This is a genomic window from Streptomyces microflavus, from assembly GCF_014650075.1.
In the GTDB taxonomy this organism is placed as follows: Bacteria; Actinomycetota; Actinomycetes; order Streptomycetales; family Streptomycetaceae; genus Streptomyces; species Streptomyces microflavus.
In genome coordinates this window covers 283,699-302,137 of record NZ_BMUG01000009.1, presented here as the reverse complement: position 1 = coordinate 302,137, position 18,439 = coordinate 283,699, and the positions used below count along the sequence as shown (strand labels likewise).

The window sequence follows — 18,439 nt, the reverse complement described above, 5'->3', positions numbered from 1 at the left end:
CCGTTATTCGGCGCAAACTGCTGAAAACTCACCGGCGGCCAGGTTACTGTCAGTTTCGTGTTCGCTGCAGAACGTCGTCAGTTGATCCTCGAAATGGTGCGCGCCAACGGGGCGGTATCGCTCCGTGAGCTCGCCCGCGTCGTCCAGACCTCCGAAGTGACCGTACGGCGGGACGTGCGGGCGCTGGAGGCAGAAGGACTCCTCGACCGCCGGCACGGCGGTGCGGTCTTGCCGGGCGGTTTTACGCGGGAGTCCGGCTTTCCGCAGAAATCCCATCTCTCCACCGCGGAGAAGACGGCCATCGCCGACCTGGCCGCAGGCCTCGTAGGTGAGGGCGAGGCCATCGTGGTCGGCGCCGGTACGACCACGCAGGAGCTGGCCCGCCGGCTCGCGCGGGTCCCCGGTCTCACCGTGGTCACCAACTCGCTGCTGGTCGCCCAGGCGTTGGCCCATGCCAACCGGGTGGAGGTCGTCATGACCGGCGGCACCCTGCGCGGGAGCAACTACGCGCTGGTGGGCAGCGGGGCCGAGCAGTCCCTCCAGGGGCTGCGGGTCTCCCGGGCCTTCCTCTCCGGAAGCGGTCTCACGGCGGAGCGTGGCCTGTCCACCTCCAACATGCTCTCGGCCAGCGTCGACCGGGCCCTGGTGGAGGCGGCCGCCGAGGTGGTCGTGCTGGCGGACCACACGAAGCTCGGCGCCGACACCATGTTCCAGACGGTGCCCACGGATCTGATCACCCGTCTCGTGACGGACGAACCCCCGCTCCACGACGAACGTGCGGCGGCGGAACTCCAGGCGCTGGCGGACCAGGGCGTGGAGGTCACGGTGGCGGGCCCCGAGCCGGACGCGTCGGCGGGCGAGGCTCCCCCCGGGGAGCGCCGGCCCCGCCGCGAGATGCCGTTGCCGGGGCAGCGGCGGACGACGACGACGCGGAACGGGGGGCTGGGGCCGCAGCTGCGCAGCGCGTCCTCGCTGTCCGACCAGGCGTCGCCGGGCGAGCGGGCCCGGGTGGCGGACCTGCGGCGGCGGTAGGCCCACGTCGGGGGCGCTGCCCCCGAACCCCCGCTCCTCAAACGCCGGAGGGGCTGGATTTGCCTGCCCTCGACGCTGGAGATGCGGGCGCTATTTCAGCCCCTCCGGCGTTTGAGGAGCGGGGTCCGGGGCGGAGCCCCGAAACCTCAGCCCGTCCGGCGCTTGAGGACAGAGCGGGGTACGGGGCGCCCCACCCACCCCCCTACTTCAGCCCCCGCAAAGTCAGCCGCAACAACCGCCCCGCCAACTCAGGATCATCCGCCGACTGCTCCGCCGCCAACGCGATCGCATTCGTCAGCTGCAGCAGATCGTCGATCGAGACATCCGCCCGCACCGCCCCGCTCTCCTGCGCCCGCCGCAACAGCCCCGCCCCCGCCTCCCGCAACGGCAGATGGCACTGGGCGAGCGCCGAATTCCGGTCCTGCGAGGCCGACATGAGCGCGCGGGCCAGTCCGCGGTACTCACCCGCATGAGTGATGATCGCGCCCAGCCAGTCCACCAGCGCCCGGCACGGAGCCTCCGCCCCCGCCAGCTCCCTGGAGCGGTCCAGGAGTGAGCACAGCGCGTCCTGGAAGACGGCGTTCATCAGGGCATCCCGGTTGGGGAAGTGCCGGTAGAGGGTGCCGATGCCCACGCCCGCCTGCCGGGCGATGTCCTCCAGCGAGGCATCCGTGCCGTGCTCGGCGAAGGCCGTACGGGCCACCCCGACGAGGCGTTCGTGGTTCCGGCGGGCGTCCGCGCGCATCGGCCGCTCCGGCGGCCGCGCCGTGCCCGTCCCCATCGAGATCGGCCCTGCCATGGCTCCCGCCCTCCCTCGGTTCCCGGGTCTTCGTTCTTCCGTCGGGATCCAGGATGCCACTGCACGCGGAGGGGCCCGGCCCGCGTCCTGACGACGCGGGCCGGGCCCCTCCGTACGAACTGAGCCGTCAGTCCTTGATCTCGCAGATCAGGGCGCCGGAGGAGACGGAACCGCCGACCTCCGCCGTGAGCCCCTTGACCGTGCCGGAGCGGTGCGCGTTGAGCGGCTGCTCCATCTTCATGGCCTCCAGGACGACGACGAGGTCGCCCTCCTTGACCTCCTGGCCCTCCTCCACCGCGACCTTGACGATCGTGCCCTGCATCGGGGAGGCGAGGGAGTCACCGGAGGCGGCGGAACCGGCCTTCTTCGCCGCGCGCCGCTTCGGCTTCGCACCGGCGGCGAGGCCGGTCCGGGCCAGCGACATGCCGAGCGAGGAGGGCAGCGAGACCTCCAGCCGCTTGCCGCCGACCTCGACGACGACGGTCTCGCGACCGGCCTCGTCCTCGGTGTCGGCGTCCGCCGGGGCGGCGAAGGGCTTGATCTCGTTGACGAACTCGGTCTCGATCCAGCGGGTGTGGATGGTGAAGGGGTCGGCGGTGAAGGCGGGGTCGGTGACGACGGCGCGGTGGAAGGGGATGGCGGTGGCCATGCCTTCGACCTGGAACTCGGCGAGTGCGCGGGCGGCGCGCTGGAGTGCCTGTTCACGCGTGGCGCCGGTGACGATGAGTTTGGCGAGGAGGGAGTCCCAGGCGGGGCCGATCACGGACCCGGTCTCGACGCCGGCGTCCAGGCGGACACCCGGGCCGGTCGGCGGGGCGAATGTCGTCACGGTGCCCGGGGCGGGGAGGAACCCGCGGCCGGGGTCTTCGCCGTTGATGCGGAACTCGAAGGAGTGCCCGCGCACGGCCGGGTCGCCGTAGCCGAGCTCCTCACCGTCGGCGATGCGGAACATCTCGCGTACGAGGTCGATGCCGGTGACCTCTTCGGTGACGGGGTGCTCGACCTGGAGGCGGGTGTTGACCTCCAGGAACGAGATCGTCCCGTCGGCCCCGACGAGGAACTCCACCGTGCCGGCGCCGACGTATCCGGCTTCCTTCAGGATCGCCTTGGACGCCGCGTACAGCTCCTCGTTCTGCGCCGGGCTCAGGAAGGGGGCCGGGGCCTCCTCCACCAGCTTCTGGTGGCGGCGCTGGAGCGAGCAGTCACGGGTCGAGACGACCACGACGTTGCCGTGGGTGTCGGCCAGGCACTGGGTCTCCACGTGGCGGGGCTTGTCGAGGTAGCGCTCGACGAAGCACTCGCCCCGCCCGAACGCGGCGACGGCCTCACGGACGGCGGAGTCGTACAGCTCCGGGATCTCCTCCAGCGTCCGGGCCACCTTCAGCCCCCGCCCGCCACCACCGAACGCCGCCTTGATCGCGATCGGCAGCCCGTTCTGCTGGGCGAACGCCACGACCTCCGCCGACCCGGCGACCGGGTCCGGCGTACCGGCCACCAGCGGGGCCCCCGCGCGCTGCGCGATATGACGGGCCGCGACCTTGTCCCCCAGGTCCCGGATCGCCTGCGGCGGCGGCCCGATCCACGTCAGCCCCGCGTCCAGGACGGCCTGGGCGAACTCGGCGTTCTCCGACAGGAACCCGTACCCCGGGTGAATCGCGTCCGCCCCGGAGTCCTCGGCGGCCTGCAGCACCTTGGCCATGTCCAGATAACTGGCGGCCGGGGTGTCACCGCCCAGCGCGAACGCCTCGTCGGCCGCCCGGACATGCAACGCGTCCCGGTCCGGATCGGCGTAGACCGCCACGCTCGCGATCCCCGCATCCCGGCACGCCCGAGCAACGCGGACAGCGATTTCGCCACGGTTGGCGATGAGCACCTTGCGCACGATGACTCCCTCCTTGAAACAAGCTGAGTTTAGGGACTACCGACACGGCGCTACGACCCGTCCCCAATGGTGAGCTTGCCCACACGGAGTGTGATCCGAGGCTTGCCCCAGTAGTGAAATCCCTTGTGGCACCACGGTACGCCGGGTTCTACCACCGCACAGTAACCAGCCGGTGTGGTGCAGGTCTCTGTCTTGAAGGTCAACGCCTCACGGCGTTTCTTTGTGGACTCCCTACGAACGGCCGAGTGATTCTTTGCGTGGCGTACGGAGCGGTCCGACCCCTTGTCCGAAGGAATACCGGTGAGTAGGGTCCGCGCTACGGACGTACTGCAGGTAACAGGGGGTGGCGCTTTGCTGCGCAGACCGGTGGCGATCGTGACCGCGCTCGTGCTGTTCGGGGAGGCGGTCGGCATCTTCGCCATCAACGCCGTCCTCGCCACGGTCACCAAGAACCAGAACATGTCGCTGGCGGGGATGGACCCGAAGGCCATGTCCACCGGGACCTGGGTGCTGGGCGGGGTCTCCGCCGTGCTGCTGATCGGGTGCGGGCTGATCCCCCTGCTGGCCGGGGTCCGGGACCGCTCGCCGGGGCGGTTCGGCCGGATCGCCCTGATCGGCTGCGCGGTGGTGCACGGGGTGCTCGGCGCGGTGACCGTGGGACTGGTGGGCTGGTCCGCCTTCGCCTTCATGATGGTGGTGCTGGCGCTGCTGGTGTTCACCCTGCTGGCGTACGGCCCCGAGGACCGCACCGAGGACCGGGTGGGCGAAGAGGTCGCCCCGGCGGCGGCCTGAGCCGCCGACCGCCGCCCGCCTCACGGAACCCGTATCAGACCCACAACTCCGTAACGGAGATGTCCAGTTCGCCCAGCAGGCGGCGCAGCAGCGGCAGCGAGAGGCCGATCACATTGCCGTGGTCGCCCTCGATGGAGTCGACGAACGGCGCCGAGCGGCCGTCCAGCGTGAAGGCTCCCGCGACGTGCAGCGGCTCTCCCGACGCGACGTACGCGGCGACCTCGGCGTCGCTCGGCTCGCCGAACCGTACGACGGTGGACGCCGTCGCCGAGGCGTGACGGCCCGATGCGGTGTCGATCACGCTGTGGCCGGTCTGCAGGATGCCGGACCGGCCGCGCATCGCCTTCCAGCGGGCGGTGGCCTCCTCGGCGTCGGCCGGCTTGCCGAGCGCCTCGCCGTCCAGCTCAAGCACCGAGTCGCAGCCGATGACCAGGGCGCCCGCCGCCTCGGGGCGCTCCGCGACCGCCGCCGCCTTGGCCCGGGCCAGCACCAGGGCCAGCTCACCGGGGGTCGGGGCGGTCAGGGCGTCCTCGTCCACCCCGCTGACGATCACCTCGGGGGCGAAACCCGCCTGGCGCAGCAGGCCGAGGCGGGCGGGGGAGGCGGAGGCGAGCACGAGGCGGCGCTGATCAGTCATACCGGCCATCGTAGAAGGAGCTGAGACCCCGGAAAGTCCTGCCAGGTCTCAGCGGGTGCCGAGCACGAACATCGCGACCACCATCGCCAGCGCGAGCACGAAGCCCGCGCGGCGCATCATGTCCTGGGCGTCGCGCAGTTCCTTCGGAGGCTTGTTCTCGGGGTCGGACCACAGCATGCTTCCGATCCTGCTCCGCCGGGCGCCGCAGCGCCTGAGTACGGGTACTCAAGCGCAGCGGCGCCCGGCGGACACACCCGGGCGGCTCAGGCCGGCCAGTACGTCCGGGCCCAGGCCCGGGGGCCCGGCTGCGGGCGGCCCGTGCGGGCGATGCGGCCCGGGTCGGACCACTGCTCGGGCGGGACGGGCGCGCCGGACGAGACGGCGGCGCTCGCCGCGGCGCGGGCCTGGACCACCGCCAGGGCGGCGGCCAGCTCCTCAGGGGTCGGGTTGCCCCGTACGACTCTGATCATGAGCAGACCTCTCTGTGACGGGCCGGGCGGCTACAGCGGGATGTTGCCGTGCTTCTTCGGAGGCAGTGATTCCCGCTTCGTACGCAGCTGACGCAGGCCCTTCACGATGTGGGCCCGGGTCTCGGACGGCATGATCACCGCGTCGACGTAGCCGCGCTCGGCCGCCACGTACGGGTTGAGCAGCGCGTCCTCGTAGTCCGCCATCAGCTCGGCGCGGGTGGCTTCCGGGTCCTCGGCGGCCGCGATGGTGCGGCGGTGCAGGATGTTCACCGCGCCCTGGGCGCCCATGACGGCGATCTGGGCGGTCGGCCAGGCCACGTTCAGGTCGGCGCCCAGGTGCTTGGAGCCCATCACGTCGTACGCGCCGCCGAACGCCTTGCGGGTGATGACGGTGATCAGCGGGACCGTCGCCTCCGCGTAGGCGTAGATCAGCTTTGCGCCGCGCCGGATGATGCCGCCGTACTCCTGGTCCACGCCCGGCAGGAAGCCCGGCACGTCGACGAAGGTGATGACCGGCACGTTGAACGCGTCGCAGGTCCGGACGAAGCGGGCCGCCTTCTCGCTCGCGTTGATGTCCAGGCAGCCGGCGAACTGCATCGGCTGGTTGGCGACGATCCCGACCGGGTGCCCCTCGACCCGCCCGAAGCCGGTGAGGATGTTCGGCGCGAACAGGGACTGGGTCTCCAGGAACTCCGCGTCGTCCAGCACGTGCTCGATCGCGGTGTGCATGTCGTACGGCTGGTTCGCCGAGTCCGGGATCAGCGTGTCCAGCTCGCGGTCCTCGTCGGTGGTGGCGAGGTCCGCCTCCTCCGGGAACGCCGGGGCCTCGGAGAGGTTGTTCGAAGGGAGGTAGGACAGGAGGGACTTGACGTACTCGATGGCGTCCTTCTCGTCGCCCGCCATGTGGTGCGCCACCCCGGAGGTGGTGTTGTGCGTACGGGCTCCGCCCAGCTCCTCGAAGCCGACGTCCTCACCGGTGACCGTCTTGATGACGTCGGGCCCGGTGATGAACATGTGCGAGGTCTGGTCGACCATCACCGTGAAGTCGGTGATCGCGGGGGAGTAGACCGCACCGCCCGCGCACGGGCCGACGATCAGCGAGATCTGCGGGATCACCCCGGAGGCGTGCACGTTGCGGCGGAAGATCTCGGCGAACAGACCGAGCGCGGCCACACCCTCCTGGATGCGCGCGCCGCCGCCGTCGTTGATGCCGATGACCGGACAGCCGGTCTTCAGCGCGAAGTCCATGACCTTGACGATCTTCTCGCCGTAGACCTCGCCGAGCGAACCGCCGAAGATGGTGAAGTCCTGCGAGTACACGCAGACCGGGCGGCCGTCGACCGTGCCGTACCCGGTGACGACACCGTCGCCGTACGGGCGGTTCTTCTCGATGCCGAAATTGGTGGAGCGGTGCCGGGCGAACTCGTCGAGCTCCACGAAGGAGCCCTCGTCCAGCAGCAGCTCGACCCGCTCACGGGCCGTCAGCTTGCCCTTGGCGTGCTGCTTCTCGACCGCGCGGGCCGAACCGGCGTGCGTCGCTTCGTCGATGCGGCGGCTCAGGTCCGCGAGCTTGCCCGCGGTGGTGTGGATGTCGCTTAGCGGCTCGGACATCGGGGGGCGGCTCCCTGCCTGGTCACGGGGACGACGAACGGTGACGGTCTCGGGGGGACGACCGGTCGTCTGTCCGGCTCTGCGGCTGCTGATGCGTCACTCCGACGCGTATCGCTGTTCGTCGGCTGTGTTGCGTAACTCTGTTGCGTAACTCGTGGCTACTGACTCGTAGGGTATCGGCGCGCCTCCGGAAAGGCAGTGCGTCCTTTGCCACACCTAGGGTGGCTTGCATGACACCACCGGATGCGCCACACAACCGCTGGTCGGACCTGGACCGGCCGCCCCTGAACGTGACCGCACTGCGCCGCGGGCTGCTGCGGCCGGACGCGCTCTGGAGCGAGCTGGAGGTCGTGGAGACCACCGGATCGACCAACTCCGACCTCGCGGAGCGGGCCCGCTCCGGCTTCCTGGCCGAGGGCACGGTCCTGGTCGCCGAGGAGCAGACCGCCGGGCGCGGCCGGCTGGAGCGGAGCTGGACCGCGCCGCCCCGCTCCGGGCTGTTCTTCTCGGTGTACCTGGAGCCCGGCGACGTACCCGTGGAGCGGTGGGGGTGGGTGCCGCTGCTCGCCGGGGTGGCCGCCGCGACCGGGCTAGCGAAGTCGGCGGGCGTCGACACGGCACTCAAATGGCCCAACGACCTGCTGGTCACAGTGGAGGGGGAGGAGCGCAAGGCGGGCGGCATCCTCGGGGAGTTCGCCGGGGACGGCATCGTCGTCGGCCTGGGCATCAACGTCTCGCTGCGCGCCGACGAGCTCCCCGCCCCCACCGCCGGGTCCCTGGCCCTCGCCGGGGCCGTCTCCACCGACCGGGAGACCCTGCTGCGGGCCGTCCTGCGCTCGTTGGAGCACCGGTACGGGGAGTGGAAGGCGGCCGACGGCGACGCGTCGGCGAGCGGGCTCCAGGCCGCGTACACGGCGGGCTGCGCGACCCTGGACCGGACCGTGCGGGCCGAGCTGCCGGGCGGGAACTCCCTGGTCGGGCAGGCCGTCGCGATCGACGGCGACGGGCGTCTGGTGCTCTCCACCGAGGGGGGACTCCAGCAGCCGGTGTCGGCGGGCGACATCGTGCACCTGCGGGGGGCGGCGGGCGGACTGACGTGAGACACCCGAATGCCCGTACGGGAGGGGGCCGGGTAAGGGGTGGATACCGCGTAACCGGTGGATGTCACGCGCGACGCACCCGTATCGGGCAACCAAGGACGTGAGCTAGGGCACACCTGCCGTATTGTTGAGGCGATCCAGCGACAGATCATGTCGAGGCGATCAGCGACAGATCGGCAGGCAGTGCGCAGGGAACGGGCAGGAGGCGGCTGGTGACCGTCGGCGACACGACGTCCGGCGCGGGCGAGGAGCACCCGTCGGACTCCTCGGTCCATGCCACCCCGCATCACGAGGTCGACCACACGGCCGAACCGACCGACGACCCCCTCGCGATCCGCCTCGAAGCGCTGATCCTCGGGGCGGACCGCCGCTACACGCCCTTCCAGGCCGCCCGCACCGCCGGGGTCTCCATGGACCTGGCCTCCCGTTTCTGGCGGGCCATGGGCTTCGCCGACATCGGCCAGGCCAAGGCGCTCACCGAGGCCGACGTCCTGGCGCTGCGCCGGCTCGCCGGTCTGGTGGAGGCGGGGCTGCTCAGCGAGCCGATGGCGATCCAGGTGGCCCGCTCGACCGGGCAGACCACCGCCCGGCTGGCGGAGTGGCAGATCGACTCGTTCCTGGAGGGGCTCACCGAGCCGCCCGAGCCGGGGATGACCCGGACCGAGGTCACGTATCCGCTGGTCGAGCTGTTGCTGCCGGAGCTGCAGGAGTTCCTCGTCTACGTGTGGCGGCGCCAGCTGGCCGCCGCGACCGGGCGGGTCGTGCAGGCGGCGGACGACGACGAGATGGTCGACCGGCGGCTGGCCGTCGGCTTCGCGGACCTGGTCGGCTTCACCCGGCTGACCCGGCGCCTGGAGGAGGAGGAGCTCGGCGAGCTGGTCGAGTCCTTCGAGACGACCGCCGCCGACCTGGTCGCCGCACACGGCGGACGGCTCATCAAGACCCTCGGCGACGAGGTGCTCTTCGCCGCCGACGACGCGGGCACGGCCGCCGAGATAGCGCTCCGGCTGATCGAGGCGATGTCCCAGGACGAGACGATGCCCGCACTGCGCGTCGGCATCGCCTTCGGCACGGTCACCACCCGCATGGGCGACGTCTTCGGCACCACGGTCAACCTCGCCAGCCGGCTCACCTCGATAGCTCCGAAGGACGCCGTCCTCGTCGACGGGGCGTTCGCCAAGGAGCTGGTCCGGCACGGGGACGCCCCCGAGTCCGAGGCCCAGGCCGCCGAGGAGGTCGCGGCCGCCGCCGAACGGGCGCGGCTGGCCGAGAAGGAGGGCCGCGAGCCGGTCGACCAGCCGCCGCTGCCCACGTACCGCTTCGGGCTCCAGCCGATGTGGCAGCGGCCGGTGCGCGGACTCGGTGTGGTGGAGCCGTGGCTGCTGGCCCGGCGGGGGAAGACGGGCTCCTGAGCCCCGCCTTCACGTGTTCCTTTACGTGCTCGGGCTCGGCTCGCCCTGTCGGTTCTCCGGGTGCCCTGTCTAGGATCCCTGTCGGTAACGCTCGTTAACCGGCGTTCATCGGCGTTCACCGGCGTTCGGGTACGCGCCGGTGTCGTCCACCGGCAGTCGACCGACAGGGGTGCAGTCATGACCGTCACGTCCGAGCAGCGGTTCGGGGAGTTCGTCGCCGTACGGCGTCACGCGGGGCAGGAGCACGTGGCCGAGCTGGTGCTCGACCGGCCGAAGGCGATGAACGCCGTCTCCACCGACATGGCCTGCTCCATCGCCGCCGCCTGCGAGGCCCTCGGCGCCGACCCGGGCGTCAGGGTCACCGTCCTCACCTCCAGCCACGAGCGGGCCTTCTGTGTGGGTGCCGACCTCAAGGAGCGGAACTCCTTCACCGACGCCGAGCTGGTACGCCAGCGGCCCACCGCCCGGGCCGCCTACACCGGTGTCCTGGAGCTGCCCATGCCGACGATCGCCGCCGTCCACGGCTTCGCCCTCGGCGGCGGCTTCGAACTGGCCCTCGCCTGCGATGTGATCGTCGCCGACGCCACCGCCGTGGTCGGCCTGCCCGAGGTCTCGGTGGGCGTCATCCCGGGCGGCGGCGGTACGCAGCTGCTGCCGCGCCGGGTGGGTGCGGCGCGCGCCGCCGAGCTGGTGTTCACCGCGCGGCGGGTGGAGGCGGCCGAGGCGCGCGAGCTGGGTCTGGTGGACGAGCTGGTGGAGGCGGGCCGGGACCGGGAGGAGGCCCTCGCGCTCGGCGCCCGGATGGCCGCCAACTCGCCGGTGGGCCTGCGCGCGGCCAAGAAGGCGCTCCGGCTGGGGCACGGCCTCGACCTGCGGGCGGGCCTGGAGGTGGAGGACGCGGCCTGGCGGTCGGTGGCCTTCTCCGGGGACCGGGCGGAGGGCGTGGCCGCCTTCAACGAGAAGCGGACCCCGCAGTGGCCTGGTGAGTGAGGCACCGCGCCTCCGCCCGGCTGGATGACGCCGAAAATTAGTTGCGCATCAAACTGATCAAAAGGGAACAAATCTACATAAGCTGGATAAATGGGTGGAGACGATGTGCGGCTGCGGGCCGTGGTTTCGCTGGCGCAGACGATGGCAGCGGCCTACACGCCGCGCGAATCGTGGCGGGCGGCCGCACTGGGGGCCTGTGAGGCGCTGGGGGGAAGCTTCGCCGCGCTCTCCGTGTGGGAGCGGGACCGGGGCAGGCTGCGGGTCCTGGTCAACGCGGGCCGGCGGGCCGAGGGGGAGGAGGAGTTCCCCGAGGAGGAGGCCTACCCGGTCCACGAGTTCCCGGAGATCACCGAGTTCCTGCACGAACGCTGGGCCGGCGGCGGTGAACCCGACGCCTGGGTGGAGACCGCCGACGGCCTGCCCGGCGCGGGCGGCCCGGCGCGCGGCGCCCGCCCGTACTGCCACCAGCGGGTGGCGGCGCTGCGGCGGCGCGGCCGGGGCTGCTGCGTGGTCGCGCCGATCGTGCTGCACGGCCGGGCCTGGGGTGAGCTGTATGTGGCGCGCCCGGCCGGGATGCCGGTCTTCGACCGGGGCGACGCGAACTTCGCGACCGTGCTCGCCGCCGTCGTGGCCTCCGGGATCGCCCAGACCGAGCGGCTCGAAGAGGTCCGCAAGCTCGCCTTCACCGACCCGTTGACCGGCCTCGCCAACCGCCGGGCCGTCGACATCCGCCTCGACGAGGCGGTCGAGGCGCACCGCACCGCCGGGGTCGTCGTCAGCCTCGTCGTCTGCGATCTCAACGGCCTCAAGACGGTGAACGACACCCATGGGCACGCGGTCGGCGACCGGCTGCTGGAACGTTTCGGCTCGGTGCTCTCCCTCTGCGGGGCGATGCTCCCGGACGCCCTGGCCGCCCGGCTCGGCGGCGACGAGTTCTGCCTGGTGGCCGACGGACCCGAGGCGGACGACGTGGTGGGCGTGGCCACCGAGCTGTGCGACCGGGCGGCGGTGATCGAGCTGGGCAACGGGGTCGCCTGCGGGGTCGCATCGACCGGCGACCCGATCGGCCCGGTGCGCTCGGCCCGCCGGCTGTTCCGGCTGGCGGACGCGGCGCAGTACCGGGCCAAGGCCGCCCGCTCGCTGCGGCCGGTGGTGGCCGGGCGGGACGGCGAGGTCATCCGGCTCGCCGACTCCCCGCCGAAGTCCGCGCACGACCGGCGCAGGCTGCGTGGCAACCGTCCCTGAGGCCGTCACCGGGGCGGGCCTGTCGGTAAGGGGTCCCCCGGGTGACCACTCGTGACCATCCCGCCGCCGACCCCTAGTGACACACAGGGTTTCAATCCGTACGCTGCTGAATATGGATATGCACACTGTCGTGGTGGGGACGTCCGGAACCACCGCCGAGGACGTCGTCGCCGTGGCCCGCCACGGCGCCCGGATCGAGCTCTCCACCGCAGCCGTGGACGCGCTGGCCGCCTCCCGCCTCATCGTGGACGCGCTCGCGGCCAAGCCCGAGCCGGTCTACGGCGTCTCCACCGGATTCGGCGCCCTGGCCAGCCGCCACATCAGCCCGGAGCTGCGCGCCCAGCTCCAGCGCAACATCGTCCGCTCGCACGCGGCGGGCATGGGCCCCCGGGTCGAGCGCGAGGTCGTGCGCGCCCTGATGTTCCTGCGGCTGAAGACGGTCGCCTCCGGACACACCGGCGTACGCCCCGAGGTCGCCCAGACCATGGCGGACGTGCTCAACGCGGGCATCACGCCCGTCGTCCACGAGTACGGCTCGCTCGGCTGCTCCGGCGACCTCGCCCCGCTCTCCCACTGCGCGCTCACCCTGATGGGCGAGGGCGACGCGGAGGGCCCCGACGGCACGGTCCGCCCGGCGGGCGAGCTGCTCGCCGCGCACGGGATCGCCCCGGTCGAGCTGCGCGAGAAGGAGGGCCTCGCCCTCCTCAACGGCACCGACGGCATGCTCGGCATGCTGGTCATGGCCCTCGCCGACCTGCGTAACCTCTACACCTCCGCCGACATCACCGCCGCCCTCTCCCTGGAGGCGCTGCTCGGCACGGACAAGGTCCTCGCCCCCGAGCTGCACGCCATCCGCCCGCACCCCGGCCAGGGCGTCAGCGCGGACAACATGCTGCGGGTGCTGGCCGGTTCGGGCCTGACGGGCCATCATCAGGACGACGCGCCCAGGGTCCAGGACGCCTACTCCGTACGCTGCGCCCCCCAGGTCAACGGCGCCGGACGGGACACCCTGGACTACGCGGCCGTGGTCGCGGGCCGCGAACTCGCCTCCTCCGTGGACAACCCGGTGGTGCTGCCCGACGGCCGGGTCGAGTCCAACGGCAACTTCCACGGCGCGCCCGTCGCGTACGTCCTGGACTTCCTCGCGATCGTCGCCGCCGACCTCGGCTCGATCTGCGAGCGCCGCACCGACCGGCTGCTCGACAAGAACCGCTCGCACGGGCTGCCGCCGTTCCTCGCGCACGACGCCGGGGTCGACTCGGGCCTCATGATCGCCCAGTACACCCAGGCCGCCCTGGTCAGCGAGATGAAGCGGCTCGCGGTCCCCGCCTCCGCCGACTCCATCCCGTCCTCCGCGATGCAGGAGGACCACGTCTCCATGGGCTGGTCGGCCGCGCGCAAGCTCCGTACCGCCGTGGACAACCTCGCCAGGATCGTCGCCGTCGAGCTGTACGCGGCGACCCGCGCCGTCGAGATCCGGGCCGCCCAGGGCCTCACCCCCGCCCCCGCCTCGCAGGCCGCCGTGGCCGCGCTGCGGGCCGCCGGGGCGCAGGGTCCGGGCCCGGACCGCTTCCTCGCGCCGGACCTGGCCGCCGCCGACACGTTCGTACGGGAAGGGCGCCTGGTGGCGGCCGTGGAGCCGGTCACCGGTCCGCTGGCCTGAGCCGGCCCCGTACGTCCGGCTCATGCGGAAAGGGCTGTCGCACCGGGGGGTGCGACAGCCCTTTCGCGTACGTCCTCAGAAGGCCGGGCGCGCCCCCGAGCGGCGCACCGAGTACGTGACGGAAGCGGCGCCCAGGCCCAGCAGCGCCGTGCCGACGATCAGGTACGGGGTGGTGTCCGTCCCCGGGCCGGTCTCGGCGAGCTGCGGACCGGAGGCGGCGTCCTCGGCGGTGGACGGTGCGCCCTGGGCGGACGTGGTGGCCGCGCCGCTCCGGGAGGTGGTCTCGACGGTCGCGTTGGCCGACGGGACGAACCAGAGAGCGGCCAGCAGCGTTCCCGCGGCGGTGGCGGTCAGGAGCGTGCGGCGAGTGATGGACACAGTTTCTATCCCCTTGCGACAACCATGAGTTAGCCCCGTGGGCCGATGCTAAGCAAAGCAGCGGGTCGGTGGAAAGTCGCGGCCTCCACGAGCCATACGCTCCGGAGTATGAGCACAGAAGAGACATCCAGGTTTGTTCGCGTTCGCGTGGAGATGGTGCTGGAGGTCACCGACCTCGACGCCCTCACCGGTACCGCCCTCGAATCCATCGCCGCCGAATACGGGGAGCCGGTCTCGGGTATCACCGAGAGCGACACCGCCGAGGAGCGGATGCATGCCGAGGCCACCGTCCGGGCAGACGGAGCAGAGGCCCTCGCCTCGCTGATCGACCCGTTCGACCTGGTCAGCGAGGTGCCCGGGGTCGAGCTCGCGCAGGCTTCCTGGAGCAGCGAGAGCGTCGACTACGACCCCGACGCGGAGGGCTGGGACGACGACGAGGACGACGAGGACGGACCGTTCCCGGCCGAGGCCGGGGACGACGAGGAGGGGTACGGCGACGAGGTCGCGCACAATGGGAAGAACGACGGCGAGGACGGTGACCTCGCGCAGCGGGTCTGACGTGTGAGAACACCGGCCCCGGCCCCGCTTCACCGCGGACCGGGGCCGTGCTGTGCGGCGGTCTTCGTATACGGGCTGGGCAGTGGGAACCACCGCTGCCGCAGCCGCGTCGATGAGTGGTGTTCCCCACATCCCTGGCGGATGCGGAACGGAGCACCCGTTCCGGGTGTTCTTGGAACATTGACGGGGAATCGCCGCCTGGCAGCCCCGCTCGGGGATTTTTGGGGAATCGGCAACGATGGAGAAGCGTGTGATGACGGACAGCAAGCGGCGCAGGGGCCTCGCGGCCGTGTCCGCACTGCTCGGCGGCGTGCTGGTGCTTTCGGCCTGTAGCGACGACGGCGACAAAAAGGCGGGCGCCGGAAGTTCGGAGTCTTCGCAGGCGCAGGAGGTGGACAAGGCCGCGGCCGAGGACGCTTCCGAGGCGCAGATAGCGATCAAGCCGAAGAACGGTGCCACCAACGCCAGCATCAACAACGCCGCCCAGGTCTCCGTCACCAAGGGCAAGCTGACCGAGGTCGTCATGACCACGGCGGACGGCAAGACGGTCGAGGGCACCCTGGCGGCCGACGGCTCCAGCTGGAAGCCGGCGGGGCAGCTGGAACGCTCCACCACGTACAAGATCGACGCCACGGCGGAGGACTCGAAGGGCCGCAAGGCCCACGAGAACAGCTCCTTCACCACCGTCTCGCCCGACAACAGCTTCATCGGGAACTTCACCCCCGAGGACGGCTCCACCGTCGGCGTCGGGATGCCCGTCTCGATCAACTTCAACAAGCCGATCACGGACAAGAAGGCCGTCCAGTCCGGCATCACCGTGACCTCCAGCAGCGGCCAGGAGGTCGTCGGCCACTGGTTCAACGCCCAGCGCCTGGACCTGCGCCCGGAGGACTACTGGCAGGGCGGCTCCACCGTCACCCTGAAGCTGGCCCTGGACGGCGTCGAGGGCGCCGACGGCGTCTTCGGTGTGCAGCAGAAGACCGTGACGTTCAAGGTCGGCCGCAACCAGGTCTCCACCGTCGACGCGAAGACCAAGATGATGACGGTCACCCGCGACGGCAAGACGATCAAGACCATCCCGATCTCCGCGGGCGCGCCCGAGAACCCCACGTACAACGGACAGATGGTGATCTCCGAGAAGCACAAGGAGACCCGGATGAACGGCGCCACCGTCGGCTTCACCGATGACGACGGCAAGGGCGAGTACGACATCAAGGACGTGCCGCACGCGATGCGCCTGTCCACCTCGGGCACCTTCATCCACGGCAACTACTGGGGCAAGGGCATCTTCGGCACCGCCAACACCAGCCACGGCTGCGTGGGCCTCGCCGACGTGAAGGGCGCGAACGACGCCAACCAGCCCGCCGCCTGGTTCTACAACAACTCGCTCGTCGGCGACGTGGTCATCGTCAAGAACTCCCCGGACAAGACCATCACCCCGGACAACGGCCTCAACGGCTGGAACATGGACTGGGCCCAGTGGACGGCCGGCTCCGCCGCCTGATCCACCCGCCCCACCCTCCCGCTTCACCCCCGTCCCCATCTGAAGGCGGCGGCCCCCCGGAACGCTCCGGGGGCCGCCGCCTTCGGCGCGTGTGCGGGAACTTCTACAACGCCGTGTCCAGCCCCGCCCGGATACGGCGGAGAAGCGCGGCATCGGGTCCCGGCCGGGCGGCGGCCGACCTGCCCCCGCGACGCTCGCCCCTCGGCCGCTGCGGCAACGGCGGACGGGCCGCCAGCTGGGCCCACACCGCCTTTCCGCCCGTGGTGCGGTAGGAACCCCAGCGCGTTGCCAGCTGCTGTACGAGGAGGAGTCCGCGCCCGCCCTCGGCGTCATCGCCGACGCGCTGGAGCCGGGGCGGTTCGCCCGACACGTCCCACACCTCTACGACGACGCTGTCCGATAAGCCGACGAGGCGGACGTGGACGAGGCCGAGCCGCTCCAACTCGTCCCACGCAGGCGGCTTCGGGAGTACCCCGGTGACGGTGACCGCGTTGGTGACCAGCTCCGAGGCAACGAGAAGAACGTCGTCCTCGATGAGGGCGGCCTGCCACTTGGAGAGGGCGAGCCGCAGGAAGTGGCGCGAGGCGGAGGCGGCCGATTGTGTGGCGACGAGGGCGAGTTGGTCGACGAAGCGCACCTGCTGGGGCTGGTACGGCGGGGTCTGGCGCGTCATGAGCCGTCGTCCAGGCTGATGACCTCCGCGCCGCCGGTGGCGTGGAAGAGGTGGGTGAGCATGGCGTTCTGGAGCGACCGGTTGAGCGCCAGCTCCCGGTAGGACGGCACGACGACGTGCTTGGCCTCGGCACGCTTGACGGCCGCCACCAACTCCGTGAACGCGGACTGGGCCCCCGGTACGTACTCGTAGAACACGGTGGCCAGGTGGAAGCCGTTGGTCTCGGCGTACGTGGAGAGGTCGTCCTGTTTCTGCTTCGCTTCCTCGTCGCTCATGTCGTCGGGCACACGCATGTAGCCAAAGATCAGCGGGTTCATTGCGCTTCGGTCCCCTTGCCTTGCCGGCGATCACGTGGAGTGCTCGCGGCGGTCCTTTGGGTAATCGAGTGAAGCACCCTGAGACATCGTTATGCAAGACTACATTTCGAGTAATCAATTCGAATTACTCGAACTTTTATGCGGCATTGCGGATTTGAACTACTGACGACTACGTTTCGGGTGTAAGGCGTATTCGCACTGAAGGAAGGTGGCCGCCTGTGAGTGGCGCAACGACTGGTTCGACCGTTCCTCGACGCCAACTCGGTCGGCACCTGAGAGACTTACGCAACGCCTCGCGCCTGACTGTGCGCGCCGCTGCCAAGGCGTTGGAGTGGTCGGAGCCGAAGATCTGGCGCATCGAGACCGGGCAAGTGTCGCTTCGCAGCCTTGATGTCGAGGCCATGTGTCGGACGTACGGGGCGGACCCCGAGTTGACCAAGGGCCTGATGGGCTTGGCTAAGGAGACGAAGAACCGGGGTTGGTGGCACGCCTACGGGGACGTGATTCCTGAGGGCTTCGACCTCTACATCGGGCTGGAAGAAGCCGCAGCCAGTCTGTCCTGGTACGAAGCGGAGCTGATTCCCGGCCTCTTCCAGACGCCTGACTACGCTCGCACCCTCATCAGGAGGTCAACTTCGGCAAGGAACGACGCCGAGGTGGAGCGGTTGGTTCATATTCGCATCGCGCGACAGGCGTTGCTGACGCGGGTGACGGCACCGCCCGACATCGACGTGGTGCTCAGCGAAGCCATCCTGCGGCGGCCTGTGGGCGGGAACAATGTGATGGCCGAACAGCTTGAACACCTGGTTCACTTGAATGAACTGGGCAACGTATCCATCCGCGTTGTTCCGTATGCAGCCGGTCTGCACGGCGGCATCTTGTCCGGTCCGTTCGTCATCATGCGCTTCCCGGCCAACGGTGACGGTCGGAACACGGAGCCGCCCACGGTCTACGCAGAGGGCTTCACCGGGGCGCTCTACCTCGACAAGCCCAGCGAGATCGAGCGCTACGACGGCGCGTTCGCATCCATCTCGGCTTCGGCGCTCGACCAAGCGAGCAGCCAGGGCCTTTTCAAGCAAGCAGCGAGGGAGCTGACCACATGAACAGTGCCGACCTGACAGGCGCGGTCTGGCGCAAGAGCAGCCGCAGCAATGCGGATCGGAACTGCGTCGAGGTCGCGTTCCTCGGCGACGGCCGCGTGGCCATGCGCGACAGCAAGGACCAGGGCAATGGCCCCGCTCTCGTCTTCACCTCCGGCGAGTGGGCGGCCTTTGAAGGCGGAGTCGTGGACGGCGAGTTCAGGCGGCCGTAGGGCGAGCCCCGCACGCAGTCCTCACCAGCGCCCGGCCAGTCGTCTTGGCCGGGCGCTTCTGCAC

20 protein-coding genes are annotated in these 18,439 nt (G+C 70.8%); 11 read left to right on the top strand and 9 right to left on the bottom strand.

All coding sequences use genetic code 11. The annotated features are described in order from the left end of the window. The first annotated feature begins 57 nt into the window (after positions 1-57). Entirely contained in the window at positions 58-1,032 is a 975-nt protein-coding gene (locus IE264_RS26550) for a DeoR/GlpR family DNA-binding transcription regulator (RefSeq protein WP_078657689.1), read from the top strand. 202 nt (positions 1,033-1,234) lie between these two features. Here IE264_RS26550 and IE264_RS26545 read toward each other — a convergent pair whose 3' ends face one another. Together IE264_RS26545 and IE264_RS26540 are read right to left on the bottom strand one after the other, a co-directional pair. Beyond that, entirely contained in the window at positions 1,235-1,777 is a 543-nt protein-coding gene (locus IE264_RS26545; protein WP_441350691.1) for a TetR/AcrR family transcriptional regulator, read from the bottom strand. A gap of 181 nt (positions 1,778-1,958) precedes the next feature. Next, the gene (locus IE264_RS26540) at positions 1,959-3,713 is read right to left on the bottom strand and encodes an acetyl/propionyl/methylcrotonyl-CoA carboxylase subunit alpha (RefSeq protein ID WP_190167709.1); all 1,755 of its coding nucleotides are present in this window, start codon (positions 3,711-3,713) and stop codon (positions 1,959-1,961) included. A gap of 351 nt (positions 3,714-4,064) precedes the next feature. On the opposite strand from IE264_RS26540, the gene IE264_RS26535 reads away from it, so the two are divergent. Continuing rightward, positions 4,065-4,505 (top strand): hypothetical protein, encoded by a 441-nt coding sequence (locus IE264_RS26535; protein ID WP_373301939.1) that lies wholly within the window; start codon positions 4,065-4,067, stop codon positions 4,503-4,505. Between the two features lie 34 nt (positions 4,506-4,539). On the opposite strand, the gene IE264_RS26530 is transcribed toward IE264_RS26535, so the two are convergent. The 4 genes from IE264_RS26530 to IE264_RS26520 all read right to left on the bottom strand — a co-directional run bounded on the left by IE264_RS26530 (position 4,540) and on the right by IE264_RS26520 (position 7,223). Next, the gene (locus IE264_RS26530; RefSeq protein WP_032757620.1) at positions 4,540-5,151 is read right to left on the bottom strand and encodes a nucleoside triphosphate pyrophosphatase; all 612 of its coding nucleotides are present in this window, start codon (positions 5,149-5,151) and stop codon (positions 4,540-4,542) included. A 39-nt stretch (positions 5,152-5,190) separates the two neighbouring features. Beyond that, complete coding sequence (gene mmpB / locus IE264_RS38465) at positions 5,191-5,319, bottom strand: morphogenic membrane protein MmpB (RefSeq protein WP_015610947.1); 129 nt, start codon at positions 5,317-5,319, stop codon at positions 5,191-5,193. Positions 5,320-5,405: 86 nt separating this feature from the next. Continuing rightward, positions 5,406-5,612, bottom strand: a complete 207-nt coding sequence (locus IE264_RS26525) for an acyl-CoA carboxylase epsilon subunit (protein ID WP_015610948.1) — start codon at positions 5,610-5,612, stop codon at positions 5,406-5,408. Between the two features lie 30 nt (positions 5,613-5,642). After that, positions 5,643-7,223 carry an acyl-CoA carboxylase subunit beta gene (locus IE264_RS26520; protein ID WP_031123309.1) on the bottom strand — a complete coding sequence of 527 codons (1,581 nt, stop codon included), beginning with the start codon at positions 7,221-7,223 and terminating at the stop codon, positions 5,643-5,645. A 230-nt stretch (positions 7,224-7,453) separates the two neighbouring features. On the opposite strand from IE264_RS26520, the gene IE264_RS26515 reads away from it, so the two are divergent. The 5 genes from IE264_RS26515 to hutH all read left to right on the top strand — a co-directional run bounded on the left by IE264_RS26515 (position 7,454) and on the right by hutH (position 13,633). Next, positions 7,454-8,323 (top strand): biotin--[acetyl-CoA-carboxylase] ligase, encoded by an 870-nt coding sequence (locus IE264_RS26515; RefSeq protein ID WP_032757621.1) that lies wholly within the window; start codon positions 7,454-7,456, stop codon positions 8,321-8,323. A gap of 212 nt (positions 8,324-8,535) precedes the next feature. Then, complete coding sequence (locus IE264_RS26510) at positions 8,536-9,735, top strand: adenylate/guanylate cyclase domain-containing protein (protein ID WP_015610951.1); 1,200 nt, start codon at positions 8,536-8,538, stop codon at positions 9,733-9,735. Positions 9,736-9,912: 177 nt separating this feature from the next. Next, positions 9,913-10,725, top strand: a complete 813-nt coding sequence (locus IE264_RS26505; protein WP_032757622.1) for an enoyl-CoA hydratase/isomerase family protein — start codon at positions 9,913-9,915, stop codon at positions 10,723-10,725. A 90-nt stretch (positions 10,726-10,815) separates the two neighbouring features. Further along, positions 10,816-11,970 (top strand): GGDEF domain-containing protein, encoded by a 1,155-nt coding sequence (locus tag IE264_RS26500; RefSeq protein ID WP_032757623.1) that lies wholly within the window; start codon positions 10,816-10,818, stop codon positions 11,968-11,970. A gap of 112 nt (positions 11,971-12,082) precedes the next feature. Further along, positions 12,083-13,633, top strand: a complete 1,551-nt coding sequence (gene hutH, locus IE264_RS26495) for a histidine ammonia-lyase (RefSeq protein ID WP_032757624.1) — start codon at positions 12,083-12,085, stop codon at positions 13,631-13,633. Between the two features lie 75 nt (positions 13,634-13,708). Here hutH and IE264_RS26490 read toward each other — a convergent pair whose 3' ends face one another. Beyond that, entirely contained in the window at positions 13,709-14,011 is a 303-nt protein-coding gene (locus IE264_RS26490; RefSeq protein ID WP_015610955.1) for an LPXTG cell wall anchor domain-containing protein, read from the bottom strand. 108 nt (positions 14,012-14,119) lie between these two features. Between IE264_RS26490 and IE264_RS26485 the strand changes: the two genes are divergently transcribed. Then, positions 14,120-14,569 carry a hypothetical protein gene (locus tag IE264_RS26485; RefSeq protein ID WP_373301938.1) on the top strand — a complete coding sequence of 150 codons (450 nt, stop codon included), beginning with the start codon at positions 14,120-14,122 and terminating at the stop codon, positions 14,567-14,569. Positions 14,570-14,807: 238 nt separating this feature from the next. Then, positions 14,808-16,073, top strand: a complete 1,266-nt coding sequence (locus IE264_RS26480) for a L,D-transpeptidase (RefSeq protein WP_015610957.1) — start codon at positions 14,808-14,810, stop codon at positions 16,071-16,073. A gap of 103 nt (positions 16,074-16,176) precedes the next feature. Here the strand turns inward: IE264_RS26480 and IE264_RS26475 are convergent, their stop codons facing one another. Together IE264_RS26475 and IE264_RS26470 are read right to left on the bottom strand one after the other, a co-directional pair. Further along, complete coding sequence (locus IE264_RS26475; RefSeq protein WP_051821845.1) at positions 16,177-16,746, bottom strand: ATP-binding protein; 570 nt, start codon at positions 16,744-16,746, stop codon at positions 16,177-16,179. Continuing rightward, positions 16,743-17,039: a recombinase family protein gene (locus tag IE264_RS26470; RefSeq protein WP_229887764.1), complete on the bottom strand. Its 297-nt coding sequence runs from the start codon at positions 17,037-17,039 to the stop codon at positions 16,743-16,745. The genes IE264_RS26475 and IE264_RS26470 overlap by 4 nt, the downstream gene beginning before the upstream one ends. A gap of 242 nt (positions 17,040-17,281) precedes the next feature. On the opposite strand from IE264_RS26470, the gene IE264_RS26465 reads away from it, so the two are divergent. Continuing rightward, positions 17,282-18,166 (top strand): helix-turn-helix domain-containing protein, encoded by an 885-nt coding sequence (locus IE264_RS26465; RefSeq protein ID WP_032757626.1) that lies wholly within the window; start codon positions 17,282-17,284, stop codon positions 18,164-18,166. Continuing rightward, positions 18,163-18,375: a DUF397 domain-containing protein gene (locus tag IE264_RS26460; protein ID WP_032757627.1), complete on the top strand. Its 213-nt coding sequence runs from the start codon at positions 18,163-18,165 to the stop codon at positions 18,373-18,375. Before IE264_RS26465 ends, IE264_RS26460 begins: the two co-directional genes overlap by 4 nt. The last annotated feature ends 64 nt before the right edge of the window (positions 18,376-18,439 follow it).

Excerpts from the sequence above, each read along its gene's own strand:
- IE264_RS26530 (WP_032757620.1), bottom strand. The coding sequence starts at position 5,151 with ATGGCCGGTATGACTGATCAGCGCCGCCTCGTGCTCGCCTCCGCCTCC.
- IE264_RS26515 (WP_032757621.1), top strand. The coding sequence starts at position 7,454 with ATGACACCACCGGATGCGCCACACAACCGCTGGTCGGACCTGGACCGG.
- IE264_RS26545 (WP_441350691.1), bottom strand. The coding sequence starts at position 1,777 with ATGCGCGCGGACGCCCGCCGGAACCACGAACGCCTCGTCGGGGTGGCC.
- IE264_RS26500 (WP_032757623.1), top strand. The coding sequence starts at position 10,816 with ATGGGTGGAGACGATGTGCGGCTGCGGGCCGTGGTTTCGCTGGCGCAG.
- IE264_RS26475 (WP_051821845.1), bottom strand. The coding sequence starts at position 16,746 with ATGACGCGCCAGACCCCGCCGTACCAGCCCCAGCAGGTGCGCTTCGTC.
- IE264_RS26470 (WP_229887764.1), bottom strand. The coding sequence starts at position 17,039 with ATGCGTGTGCCCGACGACATGAGCGACGAGGAAGCGAAGCAGAAACAG.
- IE264_RS26480 (WP_015610957.1), top strand. The coding sequence starts at position 14,808 with ATGGAGAAGCGTGTGATGACGGACAGCAAGCGGCGCAGGGGCCTCGCG.
- IE264_RS26460 (WP_032757627.1), top strand. The coding sequence starts at position 18,163 with ATGAACAGTGCCGACCTGACAGGCGCGGTCTGGCGCAAGAGCAGCCGC.
- mmpB (WP_015610947.1), bottom strand. The coding sequence starts at position 5,319 with ATGCTGTGGTCCGACCCCGAGAACAAGCCTCCGAAGGAACTGCGCGAC.
- IE264_RS26485 (WP_373301938.1), top strand. The coding sequence starts at position 14,120 with ATGAGCACAGAAGAGACATCCAGGTTTGTTCGCGTTCGCGTGGAGATG.
- IE264_RS26520 (WP_031123309.1), bottom strand. The coding sequence starts at position 7,223 with ATGTCCGAGCCGCTAAGCGACATCCACACCACCGCGGGCAAGCTCGCG.
- hutH (WP_032757624.1), top strand. The coding sequence starts at position 12,083 with ATGGATATGCACACTGTCGTGGTGGGGACGTCCGGAACCACCGCCGAG.
- IE264_RS26525 (WP_015610948.1), bottom strand. The coding sequence starts at position 5,612 with ATGATCAGAGTCGTACGGGGCAACCCGACCCCTGAGGAGCTGGCCGCC.
- IE264_RS26505 (WP_032757622.1), top strand. The coding sequence starts at position 9,913 with ATGACCGTCACGTCCGAGCAGCGGTTCGGGGAGTTCGTCGCCGTACGG.